General features: G+C 66.3%; 18 protein-coding genes. 6 read left to right on the top strand and 12 right to left on the bottom strand.

The features are described from left to right. Nucleotides 1–11 precede the first annotated feature (11 nt). Complete coding sequence (locus ACIQ3B_RS03805; protein WP_397399994.1) at nt 12–1046, bottom strand: P1 family peptidase; 1035 nt, start codon at nt 1044–1046, stop codon at nt 12–14. 131 nt (nt 1047–1177) lie between these two features. Between ACIQ3B_RS03805 and ggt the strand changes: the two genes are divergently transcribed. Continuing rightward, a complete protein-coding gene (gene ggt, locus ACIQ3B_RS03800) occupies nt 1178–2842 on the top strand; it encodes a gamma-glutamyltransferase (protein ID WP_397400017.1) in 1665 nt (554 codons plus the stop codon). Nucleotides 2843–2869: 27 nt separating this feature from the next. Here the strand turns inward: ggt and ACIQ3B_RS03795 are convergent, their stop codons facing one another. The 4 genes from ACIQ3B_RS03795 to ACIQ3B_RS03780 all read right to left on the bottom strand — a co-directional run bounded on the left by ACIQ3B_RS03795 (nt 2870) and on the right by ACIQ3B_RS03780 (nt 6284). Further along, nucleotides 2870–4351, bottom strand: a complete 1482-nt coding sequence (locus ACIQ3B_RS03795; RefSeq protein ID WP_397399993.1) for a sensor histidine kinase — start codon at nt 4349–4351, stop codon at nt 2870–2872. 61 nt (nt 4352–4412) lie between these two features. Then, nucleotides 4413–5453 carry a quinone-dependent dihydroorotate dehydrogenase gene (locus ACIQ3B_RS03790; RefSeq protein WP_397400016.1) on the bottom strand — a complete coding sequence of 347 codons (1041 nt, stop codon included), beginning with the start codon at nt 5451–5453 and terminating at the stop codon, nt 4413–4415. Further along, nucleotides 5453–5791, bottom strand: a complete 339-nt coding sequence (locus ACIQ3B_RS03785) for a DUF952 domain-containing protein (protein WP_397399992.1) — start codon at nt 5789–5791, stop codon at nt 5453–5455. The genes ACIQ3B_RS03790 and ACIQ3B_RS03785 overlap by 1 nt, the downstream gene beginning before the upstream one ends. A gap of 1 nt (nt 5792) precedes the next feature. Continuing rightward, nucleotides 5793–6284, bottom strand: coding sequence for a SixA phosphatase family protein (locus ACIQ3B_RS03780; RefSeq protein WP_397399991.1), 492 nt, complete (start codon nt 6282–6284; stop codon nt 5793–5795). Between the two features lie 86 nt (nt 6285–6370). Here ACIQ3B_RS03780 and ACIQ3B_RS03775 point away from each other — a divergent pair, with 86 nt between their 5' ends. Continuing rightward, nucleotides 6371–7528: a homoserine O-acetyltransferase gene (locus ACIQ3B_RS03775; protein WP_397399989.1), complete on the top strand. Its 1158-nt coding sequence runs from the start codon at nt 6371–6373 to the stop codon at nt 7526–7528. Beyond that, on the top strand, nt 7525–8178 hold the full coding sequence (gene metW / locus ACIQ3B_RS03770) for a methionine biosynthesis protein MetW (protein ID WP_397399988.1): 654 nt from the start codon (nt 7525–7527) through the stop codon (nt 8176–8178). Before ACIQ3B_RS03775 ends, metW begins: the two co-directional genes overlap by 4 nt. Nucleotides 8179–8225: 47 nt before the next feature. Here the strand turns inward: metW and ACIQ3B_RS03765 are convergent, their stop codons facing one another. Beyond that, entirely contained in the window at nt 8226–8570 is a 345-nt protein-coding gene (locus ACIQ3B_RS03765; protein WP_397399987.1) for a P-II family nitrogen regulator, read from the bottom strand. Between the two features lie 43 nt (nt 8571–8613). Next, nucleotides 8614–9378: a class I SAM-dependent methyltransferase gene (locus ACIQ3B_RS03760; RefSeq protein ID WP_397399986.1), complete on the bottom strand. Its 765-nt coding sequence runs from the start codon at nt 9376–9378 to the stop codon at nt 8614–8616. 70 nt (nt 9379–9448) lie between these two features. Between ACIQ3B_RS03760 and gloB the strand changes: the two genes are divergently transcribed. Next, the gene (gene gloB, locus ACIQ3B_RS03755) at nt 9449–10210 is read left to right on the top strand and encodes a hydroxyacylglutathione hydrolase (protein WP_397399985.1); all 762 of its coding nucleotides are present in this window, start codon (nt 9449–9451) and stop codon (nt 10208–10210) included. 3 nt (nt 10211–10213) lie between these two features. On the opposite strand, the gene ACIQ3B_RS03750 is transcribed toward gloB, so the two are convergent. The 3 genes from ACIQ3B_RS03750 to ACIQ3B_RS03740 all read right to left on the bottom strand — a co-directional run bounded on the left by ACIQ3B_RS03750 (nt 10214) and on the right by ACIQ3B_RS03740 (nt 12983). Continuing rightward, nucleotides 10214–10963: a DUF4908 domain-containing protein gene (locus ACIQ3B_RS03750; RefSeq protein WP_397399984.1), complete on the bottom strand. Its 750-nt coding sequence runs from the start codon at nt 10961–10963 to the stop codon at nt 10214–10216. Between the two features lie 70 nt (nt 10964–11033). After that, a complete protein-coding gene (gene phbB / locus ACIQ3B_RS03745) occupies nt 11034–11759 on the bottom strand; it encodes an acetoacetyl-CoA reductase (protein WP_397399983.1) in 726 nt (241 codons plus the stop codon). Between the two features lie 48 nt (nt 11760–11807). Next, a complete protein-coding gene (locus ACIQ3B_RS03740) occupies nt 11808–12983 on the bottom strand; it encodes an acetyl-CoA C-acetyltransferase (RefSeq protein WP_397399982.1) in 1176 nt (391 codons plus the stop codon). A gap of 181 nt (nt 12984–13164) precedes the next feature. On the opposite strand from ACIQ3B_RS03740, the gene phaR reads away from it, so the two are divergent. Together phaR and ACIQ3B_RS03730 are read left to right on the top strand one after the other, a co-directional pair. Then, a complete protein-coding gene (gene phaR / locus ACIQ3B_RS03735) occupies nt 13165–13773 on the top strand; it encodes a polyhydroxyalkanoate synthesis repressor PhaR (RefSeq protein WP_397399981.1) in 609 nt (202 codons plus the stop codon). A gap of 32 nt (nt 13774–13805) precedes the next feature. Further along, nucleotides 13806–14138: a hypothetical protein gene (locus tag ACIQ3B_RS03730; protein ID WP_397399980.1), complete on the top strand. Its 333-nt coding sequence runs from the start codon at nt 13806–13808 to the stop codon at nt 14136–14138. Here the strand turns inward: ACIQ3B_RS03730 and ACIQ3B_RS03725 are convergent. Together ACIQ3B_RS03725 and ACIQ3B_RS03720 are read right to left on the bottom strand one after the other, a co-directional pair. After that, nucleotides 14135–14449 (bottom strand): DNA-binding protein, encoded by a 315-nt coding sequence (locus tag ACIQ3B_RS03725; RefSeq protein WP_397399979.1) that lies wholly within the window; start codon nt 14447–14449, stop codon nt 14135–14137. The genes ACIQ3B_RS03730 and ACIQ3B_RS03725 overlap by 4 nt on opposite strands. Before the next feature lie 145 nt (nt 14450–14594). Further along, nucleotides 14595–15332: a glycosyltransferase family 2 protein gene (locus tag ACIQ3B_RS03720; RefSeq protein ID WP_397399978.1), complete on the bottom strand. Its 738-nt coding sequence runs from the start codon at nt 15330–15332 to the stop codon at nt 14595–14597. Between the last annotated feature and the right edge of the window lie 23 nt (nt 15333–15355).

Genomic DNA, 15355 nt, shown 5'->3' with positions numbered 1-15355 from the left:
GTTCGACGTTATCAGCGCGAACCTTCGACCGGAAGGTCCCGCCAGCAAGGAACTCCCGTTCCCGGCCAAGGGGTCGCCTCAAACACCCCGCGGGCGACAGCGCGGGCCAGGGTGTCGGCGGCCAGCGCGCCAAGGCGGGCGATCATGTAATCGGGCTGCTCGCCCAGCGGCCGCAGACCCGTACCGATCGCAAAGACCACGTCGCCGTCGAAAGGCGCGTGGATAGGCCGAATAGCGCGGGCAAGGCCGTCCTGAGCCATGACGGCGAACCGCTTGGCCTGGGCCGGGGTCAGGATGGCGTCGGTGGCCACACAGGCGATGGTCGTATTGCGGGTCTCGACGGGCCGTTTGGCGGAACCCCATGCGTCCGGGCCTGCCGCCAGACCGGCGGAGCCAAGACCGCCGAACTCGCCACCCAGCTCGAACGGCGCGGCCCAGAAGGTGCGACCGCCAGGCGCGATCACCGAACCCCAACTATTGACCGCCACCACCGCGCCGACCGCAAAGCCGTCGGTGGTGATCACCGACGCCGAGCCCGTGCCGCCCTTCAAACCGCCGGCCATGGCCCCGTAACCGGCGCCGGCAGTACCCAGCGCAAAGTTGAGACCGGCTGCAGCCACAGCGACCCGGCCCAGTTCGCGATAAGGCGGCTGTTCGTCCCAACCCTTGTCGCCGCCATTGGCCACGTCAAACAGGATCGCCCCCGGCACCACCGGAGACTTCGGGATGCCCGCTGCCAGACCAAAGCCGCGCCCCCTCGCGCCCAGCCAGGTCACCACTCCGTCCGCTGCGGCGAGGCCATAGACAGAACCGCCGGAGAGCACGATGGCGTCCACCGCCTCGACGAGGTTCTCGGGCTGAAGCGCGTCGGTTTCGCGCGTGCCGGGCGCACCGCCGCGCACGTCGCAGGCCGCGACTGCGCGTTCATCAGGCAGAATCACTGTGACGCCCGTGCGAACGCCCGCATCTTGCGCCTGCCCGACCCTTAGGCCAGGAACATCGGTGATCAGATTGCGCGGGCCTGGACCGGGGCGATTTGCATCCATAGGAGGGACCTCGCACGACCCGGCGTTTGTTGTCCACGCCGCCGCCGGTCTATGGTCCCGCCGACTGTCAATCTGGAGCGAACCGTCCCGTGAAACTGTCTTCCGTCTGCACCCCCCTGGCCCTTGCCCTGATGCTTAGCGCCTGCGCCACCCCGCAGGCCGCCGTGTCGCAGCCGGCGGCGGCGTCGACCGGTATGGTGGCCGCCGCCAATCCGATGGCGGTGGAGGCGGGCCTGAAGATTCTGCGCGCCGGTGGAACCGCCGTGGACGCTGCGGTAGCGGTACAGGCGGCGCTGGGTCTGGTGGAACCGCAGAGCTCCGGCCTCGGCGGCGGCGCGTTCCTGACCTACTACGACGCGAAGACGAAAAAGGTGACCGCCTACAATGGCCGCGAGACAGCGCCGATGGCGGCGACGCCGGAGCTGTTTTACGGCGCCGATGGCAAGCCGCTCAACAAGGGCGCGGCGATCCTGAGCGGGCGCTCCACCGGCGTACCCGGCGCGGTGGCGATGCTGTCGCTGGCCCAGTACCAACACGGGAAGCTGGCCTGGAAGGACCTGTTCGGCGAGGCCGAACAACTGGCCGACCGTGGGTTCCCGGCGCCGGGTCGGATGGCCGCCGCCGCCTCCAGCCGCGCGGGCCAGGCCGCGACCAGGGACGCCGTCGCCTACTTCACCAAGGCGGACGGGACCAAGATCCAGCCGGGCGACATCGTCAGGAATCCCGCCTATGCCGCCACGGTGCGAAAGATCGCCGCCGAGGGGCCGAAGGCGCTGCTGGAAGGTCCGATCGCCGAGGCCATCGTGGCCAAGGTGCGAGAGGGCGACATGCCAGGATCTCTCACCCTTGCGGACCTGAAGGCCTATCGCCCCAAGGCCGAGGCCGGACTCTGCCGACCCTATCGCGCCTACATTGTTTGCGTGCCCGGCGCGCCTTCCGGCGGCCCTGCGGTCCTGCTGGGGCTGGGCATTCTCGAGAATACCGCCATCGGCAATCATCCGAACGACGTGGAGGGCTGGTACCTGTTCAGCCAGGCTAGCCGGCTTATGTACGCCGACCGTGATCGCTACATCGGTGACCCGGACTTCATCGACGTACCCGTCAAGGGCCTGCTCGACCCAGCCTATGTGGCGGCGCGCGCGAAGCTGATCGGCCCGAACGCCGACCCCGCCCCGCCCGCCCCCGGCAATCCGAAGGGCGCCGGGCCCCGGGCCCCGGACCGCACCCAGGAGCCAGGCGGCACCACCCATTTCTCCATCGTCGACAGATGGGGCAACGTGGTTTCGATGACCACAACGGTGGAAAGCATCTTCGGCTCGGGCCGGATGGTCGGGGGCTTTTTCCTGAACAACCAGCTCACCGATTTCTCGTTCACACCCCGCGAGCGCGATGGGGCCCCCGCGGCCAATGCGGTGGGTCCTGGCAAGCGACCACGCTCATCCATGGCGCCGGCCATCGTGCTTGATCGGAACTATCGGTTTGTCGCCGCGGTGGGTTCGCCAGGCGGGCCGTCGATCCTGGCCTACAATCTGAAGGCCCTGGTGGGCGTACTGGACTGGAAGATGACCATGCAGGACGCGATCGCCCTTCCGAACCTGATCTCCGGTGGAACCTTCTACGCCGCGGAGACCACGAAGTTCTCGCCGGAACTGACAGCGGGCCTGGAGGCGCGCGGGGTGAAGATGTCGAGTGGCTTCGGCGCCGAGGGCTCGGGCCTGCACGGCATCGAGGTCACGCCGCAGGGCCTTCGCGGCGCCGCGGACCCCCGCCGCGAGGGCGTGGCCAAGGCGCCCTGAGGCTTCAAACTTCTCTGGAGGCGACGCCTAGCTCGCGCTGGCGCTCTTTCGGGTCCGCGCCCGGGGACCCGGCGTGCCCGGCAGGCGAAGCTCGAAGACCGTGCCTTCGTCGCCGGTGACCGAAAGGGTCAGGTCGCCGCCGTGGGCCTGCGCCAGTTCGCGGGCGATGGCGAGGCCAAGCCCGGTGGAGTCCGGCCGTCCCGAACCGGCGAAGGGCTGGAACAGGCGCTCGCGCATCCGCTCCGGCACGCCCGGGCCGTTGTCAGAGATCCGGATCAGGCTGGCTCCGCCCACCGCCTCCAGCGACACCTCGATCCGGCCTGCGAGCTTGCGGTCCGGCTGGTGCTCGATAGCCTGGCGGGCATTGCGTAGCAGGTTGACCAGAATGCGGTGAAATTGATCGGGGTCCGCGATCACCTGATCGGCAGCGGTCACCTTGGAGGCGAATCGGATACCCGAATCAGCCAGCCGCGCCTCGGCGGCCGCTTCGGCCAGCGCACCGGCCAGGCCGAGTGTCTGGGTCTCCGGTGCGGCTTCCTGGGTCTTGCCATAGGCCAGGACGCCCGAAGCCAGCTTTACCGCGCGATCCAGCGCCCGCTCGAGCCTCGGCAGGGCCTGGCTCACCTTCGGGTCCTTGAGGGCCGCCAGCCGTTCCGAAGCCAGCTGGGCGCCGGTCAGCATGTTCTTCAGGTCGTGATTGATCTTGGCCACGGCCTCGCCCAGCGCCGCCAGTCGCGCCCGCGAGCTGAGCGCCACCCGCAGGTCCGCCTGCATGCGATCCAGTTCCGCCTCGGCGCGGCCGATCTCGTCGCGACGGCCGGAAAGCTGGACCCGGGCGTCGGGATCATCCGGATCGGCGCGGAAACGCTCCATGGCGTGCGTGATCCGCTGCATCGGGCGCACCAGAAACAGGTTGAGCGCCAGAAACACGATCAGGCCGGCCAGCGCCGAGACTCCCGCCACGATCGCCACCAGCCGCCAGAGATAGCTCGCCAAGGCCTTCTTGAGCTCGGTATCAGTGGCGACGAACTCGATGAAATCGGCCTCACGGAACCGGGGTTCGGCGACCACGCGCATGCGATCTCCGGGACCGAACAGGGTCTGGAACGGCGCAAACAGACCCAGTCCCGCCGCCCGGGACCGCAAATCTACAAGGTAGGGCGCCCTGGCTGGTCGCGAACTGGCGAACACCAGCCTGCGGACGCCATCACTGGAAACCGCCACGATCTCGACCCCCGCGCCCTCCAGCAGCTGGGTCTTGAGTTGTTCGGAGACCACCCGGTCCGGGGCGACTTCTGCGGCGAGGGAAGCCAGCTCTGCGGCGCGTACGCGGTCGAGCAACCACTGTTTCTCATAGGCCGCCATGGCCGGCAGAATCGCCAGCGCGCCGCCCAGGGTGGCGATGACGACCGTCAGGACCAGCAGGCGTGCCGAAAGGCCCCCGGGCCAGAACAGGCGGCGGCGCCAGGGTCTCTCAGGCGGCTTGGTCGGCGGGGACGCGTCGGCCATCGTCTCTACGCGTTACTGCAGCCTGACCGGCGCGGCAACGTGGCGCACCGTCGCGAGGTGACTATTCGGCGCCTACGGCCTCTTGCACGGAGCGAAACCCGTCGGCGCGCAAAAGAGCGGCAAGATCGCGCTTGATGCGGACGACAAGGCCCGGCCCCTCGTAGGCCAGCGCCGAATAGAGCTGGACGGCCTGAGCGCCAGCCCGGATCTTGGCGTAGGCGTCCGCGCCGGAGCCTATCCCGCCTGCCCCGATCAGCAGGAACCGGCCGTTGGTCAAACTATGGAACCGTCGGAGCACCTGCGTCGACGGCGCCATCAGGGGCGCACCTGAAAGACCGCCGGTCTCGTCACGATGGGCAGACTTCAGCCCCGGTCGGGCCAGGGTGGTGTTGGCGACGATCACCCCGGCCATGCCGTGCCCCGCCACCACTTCGGCAATGGCCTCGATCTCGGCATCTTCCAGATCCGGCGCAACCTTCAGGAACATGGGTGCAGCGACGCCCGACGGCAGCGACTGGGCGGTGTTCATCAGGCGCCCGAGAAGTTCGTCCAGCGCCGCGCGGGTCTGCAGCGCGCGAAGGCCCGGTGTATTCGGCGAGGAGATGTTGATCGTGAAATAGGACGCCATGCCCCACAGCCGTCTCAAGCCACTGGTGTAGTCGGCAAGACGGTCTTCGCTGTCCTTGTTGGCGCCCAGATTGGCGCCGACCACGCCGGATCCACGTTTCGCCAGACGGGCGGCGAAAGCCTCCAGACCTGCGTTGTTAAAACCCATCCGGTTGATCACCGCGCGATCCTCGGCCAGGCGGAACAGGCGGGGCCGGGAATTGCCGACCTGTGGCAGCGGCGTGACGGTGCCGCACTCGGCGAACCCGAAGCCTGCGCGCAGCATCGGTCCGAACACCTCGGCGTTCTTGTCGAAACCCGGTGCGAGACCGATGGGATTGGGTAGCTTCAGGCCCGCCAGCTCACAGGCCAGAATCGGATCGTCGGCTCGCGCCACGGGACCCAACCCCAGCTTAAGGGCACGGATCGCCAGGTTGTGGGCATCTTCCGGATCCAGCCCCCGAAGAGCGCCTGTGGCAAGGCGATGGAGGTCGATCATGTCGGTAACGACAATTGCGGCGTGCCCCCGGCGTCGAGCGGTGCGTCATGGACCGCCCGGACCGCGCCGACGGGCAGGCCAGAGTAGAGGTGGGGAAACAGGTCGCCGCCGCGCGACGGCTCCCACTTCAAGGCCGGGCCCAGGTCATCGCCCTCGATCTCCAGGACAACAAGGCCGGTCAGATCCCGGAAGTAACGCCGGGCGGTTTCGCCTGCCTGGGCCGCCGTGGAGAGGTGGATGTAACCATCCTGAAGGTCGATGGCGGAGCCCTCGAAACGTCCCGACGCCTGCGCCGTGGCCCATTCGCTGCGAGGCAATATCTTGTAGACGCGCATCTCAGCGTTCCGGGAAGAACAGGCCGTCGTAATGCGGGCGACCGGCCCCATCTATCAGGAACACCGAGGCTGCGGCCGTGGGATAATTCCGCTGGACCTTGGCGATCAGCCCCGCAGGCGCGCGGCCCTCCATCAGCAAGGCTATCGTCAGTTCCTGCAGGCCCGGATTATGGCCGACGATCATCACTGTGGCCGCCTCGGCGGCAGCGCGCTGAGCCACATGGCGGATTGTCTGCATGTCAGCGTGATAGAGTTCGTCCTCATAGCGGACCTGAGCTTCCGGAAAGGCAGGCGCCGCCGCCTCCCAGGTTCCGCGCGCGCGCGCAGCGGTCGACACCATCGCCAGATCCGGGCGAAAGCCCGTGTCAGCCAGACGCAGGCCCATGGCCGCCGACTCGACCGCCCCGTGGACCGCGAGCCGCCGATCAAAATCGTCGCCGGTTTCTGACTCCGGTTCGGCCTTGCCGTGCCGCAGAAGGATCAGCCGATCCATGAACGCTCCCTCAAGAGGCTGTCATAGCCCACGCGTAGCCGGCTGCAACCCATTGACAGTGATGGGGCGAGGCGGTCCAAGGCGGCATGACGGCGCAGGCGCCCATATCCGGTGAAATCGAGCGGAGCGGCGGAACCTGGCGGTTCGCCGCGAACCAGCCCCTGCGGCTTGATTCGGGCGCGACCCTGGCTCCCCTTGAGGTGGCTTACGAAACCTATGGGAAGCTGAACGCCGGCAAGACCAATGCCGTGCTGGTCTGCCATGCCCTGACTCTGGATCAACATGTGGCGTCAACCCACCCGACCACCGGTAAGCCCGGATGGTGGAACCGCGCGGTGGGACCTGGTCTGCCTCTCGACCCGGAGCGGTATTTCATCGTCTGCGCGAACGTCGTCGGAGGCTGCATGGGTACGACAGGCCCGGCCTCGACCGATCCTGCAACTGGCGCGCCCTACGGCCTCGGTTTTCCGGTGATCACGATCGGCGACATGGTCCGCGCCCAGGCGATGCTGGTCGAGGCGTTGGGGATCGAGACCCTGTTCGCCGTCGTCGGCGGGTCCATGGGCGGCATGCAGGTGTTGCAGTGGGCGGCGGACTATCCGGAGAAGCTGTTCAGCGCCGTCTGTATCGCTGCGGCGCCTCGCCACTCAGCCCAGAACATCGCGTTCCACGAAGTCGGCCGCCAGGCGATTATGGCCGATCCCAACTGGTGCGGCGGCGCCTATCTGGCGGCAGGGTTGCGGCCGGACAAGGGTCTCGCCGTGGCGCGGATGGCCGCGCACATCACCTATCTTTCGGAATCGGCTCTCCAGAGAAAATTTGGCCGCGAACTGCAGCGCGACGGGCTATCGTGGGGCTTTGACGCAGACTTTCAGGTAGAAAGCTACCTGCGCCATCAGGGCGCCAGTTTCGTCGACCGTTTCGACGCCAACTCCTATCTCTACATAACCCGGGCCATGGACTATTTCGACCTCGCCGCAAACCATGGCGGCATTCTGACCGAGGCGTTCCTGAAAGCCCGAACGGTCAGGTTCTGCATTCTGTCGTTCTCCTCGGACTGGCTCTATCCCACATCCGAGAGCCGTGACGTGGTTCGCGCGCTGAACGCTGCGGGCTGCCGGGCCAGCTTCGCCGAGATCGTAACCGATAAGGGCCACGACGCTTTCCTGCTGGACGAGCCGCAGCTGGACCAGACGCTCCGCGGCTTCATGAACGCCCAGGCTCAGGCCAGGGGTCTTGGGTGAGCGCCGTACGCGAGGATTTTCGCGAGATCCTCAGCCTGGTGCGACCCGGCGCACGGGTGCTCGACGTCGGCTGTGAAGATGGCGCACTGCTGGAACTCCTCACCCGCGACAAGGGCGTAGACGGCCAGGGCCTGGAGATCAGCCCCGAGGGCGTCGCCGCCTGCCTGGCGCGCGGACTGGCGGTGGTGCAGGGCGACGGCGACCGCGACCTCGATCATTTTCCGACGCGGGCTTTTGACTACGCGATCCTCTCGAAAACCCTGCAGCAGATGCGCGAGCCCCGGCACGTTCTGTCCGAACTTCTGCGGATCGCCGAGCAGGCGGTGGTTTCCGTGCCGAACTTCGGCCACTGGCGCGTGCGCTGGGCGTTGCTGAGCCGGGGGCGGATGCCGGAAACCGGCGCCCTGCCCGAACCCTGGTGGTCGACGCCCAACATTCACCTGTGCACGCTGAGGGATTTCACAACACTCTGCGACGACCTGGGTCTCAGGATCGACGCCTGCATGTCGCTGGCCGATGGCAAACCGGCCCGCAGCATTGATCCGCGCCAGCCGATTGAGAACTGGCGGGCCGAGACGGCGCTGTTTCTGCTGAGCCGGAAGACCGAGGCGGGGGTCGTTGCGCCAGCGAAATCCGACCTGTTCGGGTAGCCTGGAGACCGCCAAACAGGGATTTCCTGACCCTGATCGGGAGCGCCCTATCCCGCGATCGCCGCCGCGTTTTCCTCGCCGGTGCGGATACGCAAGGCACGCTCCAGATCCAGAACGAAGATCTTGCCGTCGCCGATCTTGTTGGTGTTGGCGCTTTGCGTGATGGCTTCGATGACCGCTTCGACGATGTCGGTGGGAACCGCGATTTCCAGTTTCACCTTAGGCAGCAGCTTCACCTCGTACTCCGCGCCGCGATAGACTTCGGTCTTGCCGCGCTGGCGGCCGTAGCCGCGGACTTCGGTAACTGTAAGGCCCGAGGCGCCGGCTTGGGTGACCGCATCAAGAACGGCGTCGAGGCGGCTGGGCTTGATGACGGCGATGATCAGTTTCATGGGTCGTCGCGCCTCCGTTTCGAGGAAAAGTCAGGACGTGTAGCTAAGACCTTCCGGGCGGCGGCGCCAAGCGTTGTCCACGGCGCGCGGTTCCGGCTGGCGACGGCGCCAGCACAGGGCGAACGGTACGGACAACGGATCGCGAGCCTTTTGGTTTCACAGCGAAGGTCTGTTTGGTGCATTCCATCAGCAGTAGTCCAGCAAACCCCGGCCACAGCCGGGACCCGGCCTGCTCGAAACCGTCGGCCCACCGCGCCATCCAGCCGACTGGCGGCACGTACAGCGCGCGCGTCCAGCCCGAGGGCTCCAGATCCGCCTCCCGCATCAGATCGGCCAGCTGGCCACGGGTATAGGGCCTCCCATGACCGAAAGGGGTGCGTTCGGTATCGGCCCAGAGCCCGGTCCGCGAAGCGACGGTAATGATCGCCCGGCCGGATGGCGCCAGCACGCGCCAGACTTCCCGCAGATAACCGACGGGATCGGCGCTTTCCTCCAGCCCGTGCACCACCAGAATCCGGTCGAACAGGGCGTTGGTGAAGGGCAGCACATCTTCGGGTGTCAGCGTCGACAGGATCGGACCGTCGCCAGGCCAGACCTCGACCCCCTGCTGGGCCGGCATGGCGGCGACCACGCGGCGCGCGCGCTCCCGGAAGGGTGTGATGAAGGGCGTGGCGTAGCCCAGCGCCAGCACGTCCAGCCCATAGGTGTCGCCCCACGCCTCTCTCAGCTTTCGCTCGACCATGGCCCTGGCCGCACGACCCAGGTCGGAGGCGTAGAACTGACGAAGCTCAAGAACGTCGCGGCGCATGTGTGATGGCTATGCTCGACGGGGCGTCTCGACCAGCCTAAATCGATCTGGAAATTCCGGGAGATCTGCCATGCCGCTCACCATTCACCAATTCGCCTGCCTCTCGGACAACTACGGGTTCCTGATCCGCGATGAGGCCAGTGGCAAAACTGCCTGCATCGATACCCCCGACGCGGGCGCGATCCTGCGTGAGCTGGACGATCTGGGATGGGAGCTGGACATGATCCTCAACACGCATTGGCACCCGGACCACGCCGGCGGTAACGCCGACATCAAGGCGATGACTGGGTGCACGATTGTTGGCCCGCCCGAGGTGACGCGGATTGCGCCGCTGGACCGCGAGGTGGCCGGTGGTGACGTCGTCGATCTCGGCGAGACCCGGTTCCAGGTGATCGAGAGCGGCGGCCATACCCTGGGCCATATCGCCTTCTACGATTCGACCGATCGGGTAGCTTTCGTGGGCGACACCCTGTTTGCGCTGGGATGCGGACGGCTTTTCGAGGGCACGCCGGAACAGATGTGGGACAGCCTGCAGCGGCTGGCCGCCTTGCCCGATGACACCCGGGTCTACTGCGCCCATGAGTATACCGCCTCCAACGCCCGGTTCGCACTCTCTGTCGATGATGGGGCCGCGTTGAAGACCCGCGCCGAGGCGATCTTTGCGGCGCGCGAGCGTGACGAGTGGACCGTGCCCACCACCATCGGGCTGGAAAAGGCGACAAACCCGTTTCTGCGGGCGCCGGCCCTGGCGAACCGGGTCGGGGCTGGCGGCCAGCCTGACGCTCAAGCCTTCGCGGCTGTACGGACGGCCAAGGACAACTTCAAGGGCTGAGGCCTACTTCGCGCTGCGCAGCAGACGTTCCAGCTTGTCGGACGAGGGGCGTCCCGCCATGCCCCGGGAGGGCGCGACCACCACTTGCAGCACGCCATTGGTCAGGGTGGCCGAGACGGTGTTGCCCGAGGCGAACTGCACCCTTGCGACCCGGGAAAGACGGGCCCGATCCTTGTCCCGCCCGGCCATCTTGAGGAAAGCGACGCTGACGACCGTGGCCGCATCAGCGATGAGCGCGGCGGAGGCGGGCGTAGCTTCAGCTTCGAAAATCACCGGCCGCCGCGCGGCCCGACCGGAGCGTACGGACGCCTGTAGAAGCCGTTCGCCCAGTGCCTGGGGGCTAAGCCCCATGAGACGCAACGGCGACGCCCCGCCGATCAGTGACACCGCCTCCCCACTGGGACGAGCATCGGTAAACAGGGTGTAGCCGCCAAGACGGGTGGCCCGCAGAACCGGCTCGCCCAGATCGTTCTTGTAAATCAGATCACCACGCGGCGCGGGCGAAGGTTGCAGCGCCCAGACCTCGGGACTGTCCTCGAACTTGAGCATCGGGACCGGCTGGCTGCGATCAAGAATGAAGACCCGACCCTGCTCGGAGACATAGCGCGCCAGCGGCGGGCCCGCCGCCTCGCCAACCTGACGGCGGAACAGGCTCTCGCGAACCCGCTCCGTCGGCCCGGCAATTGCCGGCAAGGCCAGACCCAGCGCAGCGGCGCCGAGCACCACCGCGCAAAGGGTTCGCCCGTGCGCCATCCAATAACTCATCATGTCGGACGAACAGATGCGCTTTGATCGGGGCGCTTTTTGGACCGGGCGACGGTCTTCACCCGACCAGGTATTGGCCGCCATTGAGCGAAAGTGTGGTGCCGGTCACGTACGCCGCCCGTTCACCGGCCAGGAACGACACCGTATCGGCGATCTCCTCCCCGCTACCGAGGCGACCGGCGGGGATCTGGCCAATGATCGATTCCAGCACCTTGGGCGGCACCGCCTGTACCATCTCGGTGTCGATGTAGCCGGGCGCGACGCAATTGACCGTGACGCCCTTCCTCGCGTTTTCCAGCGCCAGCGCCTTGGTGAAGCCAATCACGCCCGCCTTGGCCGCTGAATAGTTGGTCTGGCCGATCTGGCCCTTCTGACCGTTGATCGAGGAAATATTGATGATCCGGCCCCACTCGCGCTCACGCATCCCTTCAATGACCTGGCGGGTCATGTTGAAAAGGGAGTCCATGTTGACGCGGATCACCTCGCTCCACTGCTCGGAGGTCATGCGGTGGAACACACCGTCGCGGGTGATGCCGGCGTTGTTCACCAGAATATCGATAGGGCCGAGTTCGGCGGTCACCGCGTCCACGGCGGCCTTGCAGTCTGCGAAGTTGCCGACATTGCCCTTCACGACCATTACGCCCAGCTCGCGGGCGCAGGCTTCGGCCGCTGCATCATTGCCGGAGTAGCCCGCCGCCACCAGGATACCATCCGCCTTCAAACGTTCGCAGATCGCCCGTCCAATGCCCCGGGTTCCCCCGGTGACAAACGCAACCCTGGCCATGCCTCAAACTCCCTTGTCGCCGACGCCGGTTGATCCGGGTCTATGTGTTCAGATCTTCTCGACGCACATGGCCACGCCCATACCGCCACCAACGCACAGTGTGGCCAGGCCTTTTGATACGCCGGTGCGCTTCATCTCATGCAGCAGTGTGGTCAGGATACGGGCCCCCGAGGCGCCGATGGGATGACCGATGGCGATGGCGCCGCCGTTCACGTTCACCTTGGCCGGGTCAAGGCCGAGATCGCGGACAACGCAGATCGACTGCGCCGCGAACGCCTCGTTGGATTCCACAAGATCCAGATCGGCGACTGTCCAGCCGGCGCGCTCCAGCGCCTTGCGGCTGGCAGGGATCGGCCCGGTGCCCATGATCTCCGGATCAACACCGGCATTGGCCCATGAGGCGATCCTGGCCAATGGCGTCAGGCCGCGTTTCTTCGCTTCTGCGGCCGTCATCAGCACCATGGCCGCGGCGCCGTCGTTAAGGCCCGAGGCATTGGCCGCCGTGACAGTGCCTTCCTTGTTGAAGGCAGGCTTCAGGCCCGAGACGCTCTCCAGCGTGGCGCCGTGGCGAATGTACTCATCCTGATCGACAATCGTGTCGCCCTTGCGACCCTTGATCGTGACCGGCGCAATCTCTCCGACAAACTTGCCGGCCTTCTGCGCGGCCTCGGCCTTGTTCTGGGAGGCGACGGCGAAGGCGTCCTGATCACCGCGGGTGATCTGCCAGCGGCTGGCGATGTTCTCCGCCGTCTGGCCCATGTGATAGCCGTGGAAAGCATCCCAGAGGCCATCCTTGATCATGGTGTCGACGAAACCCAGATCGCCCATCTTCTGGCCGTTGCGGATGTGGGCGGCGTGGGGCGATTGGCTCATGCTCTCCTGACCCCCGGCGACCACGATGTCGGCTGAACCATCGCTGATCTGCTGGGCGGCCAGTGCGATGGCGCGAAGACCGGAACCGCAGAGCTGGTTCAGGCTCCAGGCGGGGCTGGCGTTGGGGATGCCGGCGTTCACCGCCGCTTGCCGAGCCGGGCCCTGTCCCGCGCCGGCCTGCAGGACCTGGCCCATTATCACCTCGTCGACGTCAGCAGCGGTGATCCCGGCGCGTTCAACCGCGGCCTGAATTGCAATGCGCCCCAATTCATGGGCGGGAAGACCGGAGAGCGCGCCGTTGAAGGATCCCACCGGCGTGCGGGCTGCGGAAACGATGACGATGTCGCTCATGGCGGATCCCTGACGTTCTTTTGTGGCCTTGTTGGATCATTTATCGACCGCGCGTCCCCGGAGGGCAAGGCCGCCACGCAATTGATTTGAGGGCATTTGCTAAAGCGCTCGCATCCGCGATACTGCGCCGCAGAAACGGGTCGGCGGGGCGCGCCATCAGGCCCGGGAACAAGGATCAACGATGGCCGACACTCAAGAGACCGGCGGCGGCGTCAATCCGGGGGAACGCGTGGTCATCAAGAAGTACGCCAACCGGCGGCTCTACAACACCGCGTCCTCCAGCTACGTGACCCTCGAACACCTGTCGGAAATGGTAAAGCAGGGCGTCGATTTCGTCGTCTATGACGCCAAGACCAACGATGACATCACCCGCACCGTCCTGACCCAGATCATTTTCGAGGAAGAGAGCCAGGGGCAAAGCCTGTTGCCGATCGAGTTCCTGCGCCAGTTGATCGGGTTCTACGGCAACTCGATGCAAGCCTTTCTGCCCAGCTATCTGGAGCTGTCGCTATCCAGCTTCACCCAACAGCAGGAGCGGATGCGAACCCAGTTCTCAAGCCTCGGCCAGTCGACAGGCGCCTACGAGGAACAGATTCGCCAGAATCTGCAGTTGTTCGACAAGGCGATGAAAATGTTCTCGCCATTCGCCTATGCGCCTCTTGCGCGAAACGAACAGCCGGCGCCTGCGCCGCCGCCAAAGCCCGCGCCTGCAGCCGATGAGGCACTGAACCTATTGCGCAAGCAGATGTCCGACATGCAGGCGCAACTGGACAAGCTGGCAAAAAGCTGAGGTTGTGGCCCATCCATTGCAAGTTGTGAGGCATGATGTCCCGCATTGACCGCATCCGACGGGCGGTCTCGGCGCGAAGAGCGGCGAGCTACGAGGACGCGCCCGTCGATGAGACCTTCGAAGTCTCCCCTACCGGTCTGCCGGCCACAACCCAAAGGGTGAGCGCATCAGCCGGGTTCCGTCAGGAGCGCCGCGATGTGGACAGCGGCTACGTCGCCCAGCTTCTCGGTCAACATGGCGAGCGGCGCGGCCTGCGGGCGGGCGCCTCCCTCCTGGAGCGGGCGCGCAGCGCCTACAGCCGCATTGAATGGTCCGGGTCCTGGGACCGTCGCGCCAGGCAAGGCCGCCGCAGCCGCGACATCTAGCTGCCTTTCAGGCGCGCGACCTCGGCCTCCAGCGCAGCCAGTCGTTGTTCCAGCGCCTCGATCTGCACATCCCGTGACGAAGCTCTGGGTGTGGGCGTCGAAACGCCTGCGCGGTTGGCCACCTCTGAAGGCGAAACGCCCAGCAACTGGGCAAAGGCCGCCACCTGCCCGGCGGAAAGTTCCATCTGATCCTTGAAGACCAGGATGAGCTGATCCTCGCTCAAACCCGAAACCGCGGCCATCACGCCGCGGGACAGGCCGCGCTCGGCGAGTTTTCCGTCAAACCAGGGGGCGTCGAAGAAGAGGGCCATACCGGGACATCCTGTGGCGCAACTCTTGCTTAACCGTGTTTGCAACCCGCGACCACGGACCTGCCCATGCTGCTCCTTCTGTCCCGTTTCATCGATGTCGCCGTCGTGACCCTTATCCTCTCCGCCCTGACCTGACGGCGTGGACTCAGAGTTCGTCGACGCCGCCTGGGTTCCGCGAGCGCGACTGTAGCCATATGACGCCGAGCAGGTCCGAGAGCGAGGCCATCAGCCGGCCGAGGTTGGTGTATTTCGACCGCCCGGTCTGTCGGTGGCGGTGATGGACCGGCTGGAATGTCACGTCATAGCCCTCCCTCAACATCAACGCCGGCAGATAGCGGTGGATATGGTCGAAGTAGGGAAGCTGCAGGAACGCCTCCCGTCGGAAGGCCTTCAGGCCACAGCCGGTATCACGGGCCGTGTCACGCAGAAGCCGCCGCCGGATACCGTTGCCGAAGCGTGACGCAAGCTTCTTGGCCTGGCTGTCCTGCCGCTTGATCCGCTCGCCACCGACCATGGCCAAATCTGCCCCGCCCGCCGCAAGCGCGTCCACCAGGGCGGGGCCATCAGCAGGGTCGTTCTGTCCGTCGCCGTCCAGAGTGACAATCACCGGCCCGCGGGCGGCAAGGATGCCGCTGCGGATGGCGCGGCTTTGTCCCGAGTTACGCCGGTGCGCCAACACGCGTAGCTGTGGAATTTCGGCGCGCAGGGCATTGAGGGCTTCTCGGGTGCCATCCCGGCTGGCGTCATCAACGAACAGGATTTCAAAGGATCGGCCTGCGAACGCCGTCGCGATCTCTCGCGCCAGGTCAGGCGCTGCGCCGGCTTCATCGAACACCGGAACGACCACAGAAATTTCAGGCGCCAAAACCATGGCTGTCTGCATAGCGGAAAAGTCGGCGCGCGTAA

It is taken from the genome of Phenylobacterium sp., from assembly GCF_044358365.1.
Lineage (GTDB): Bacteria > Pseudomonadota > Alphaproteobacteria > Caulobacterales > Caulobacteraceae > Phenylobacterium.
Note: the sequence above shows the minus strand (reverse complement) of the source record. Positions and strands in the feature narration are given on the sequence as shown.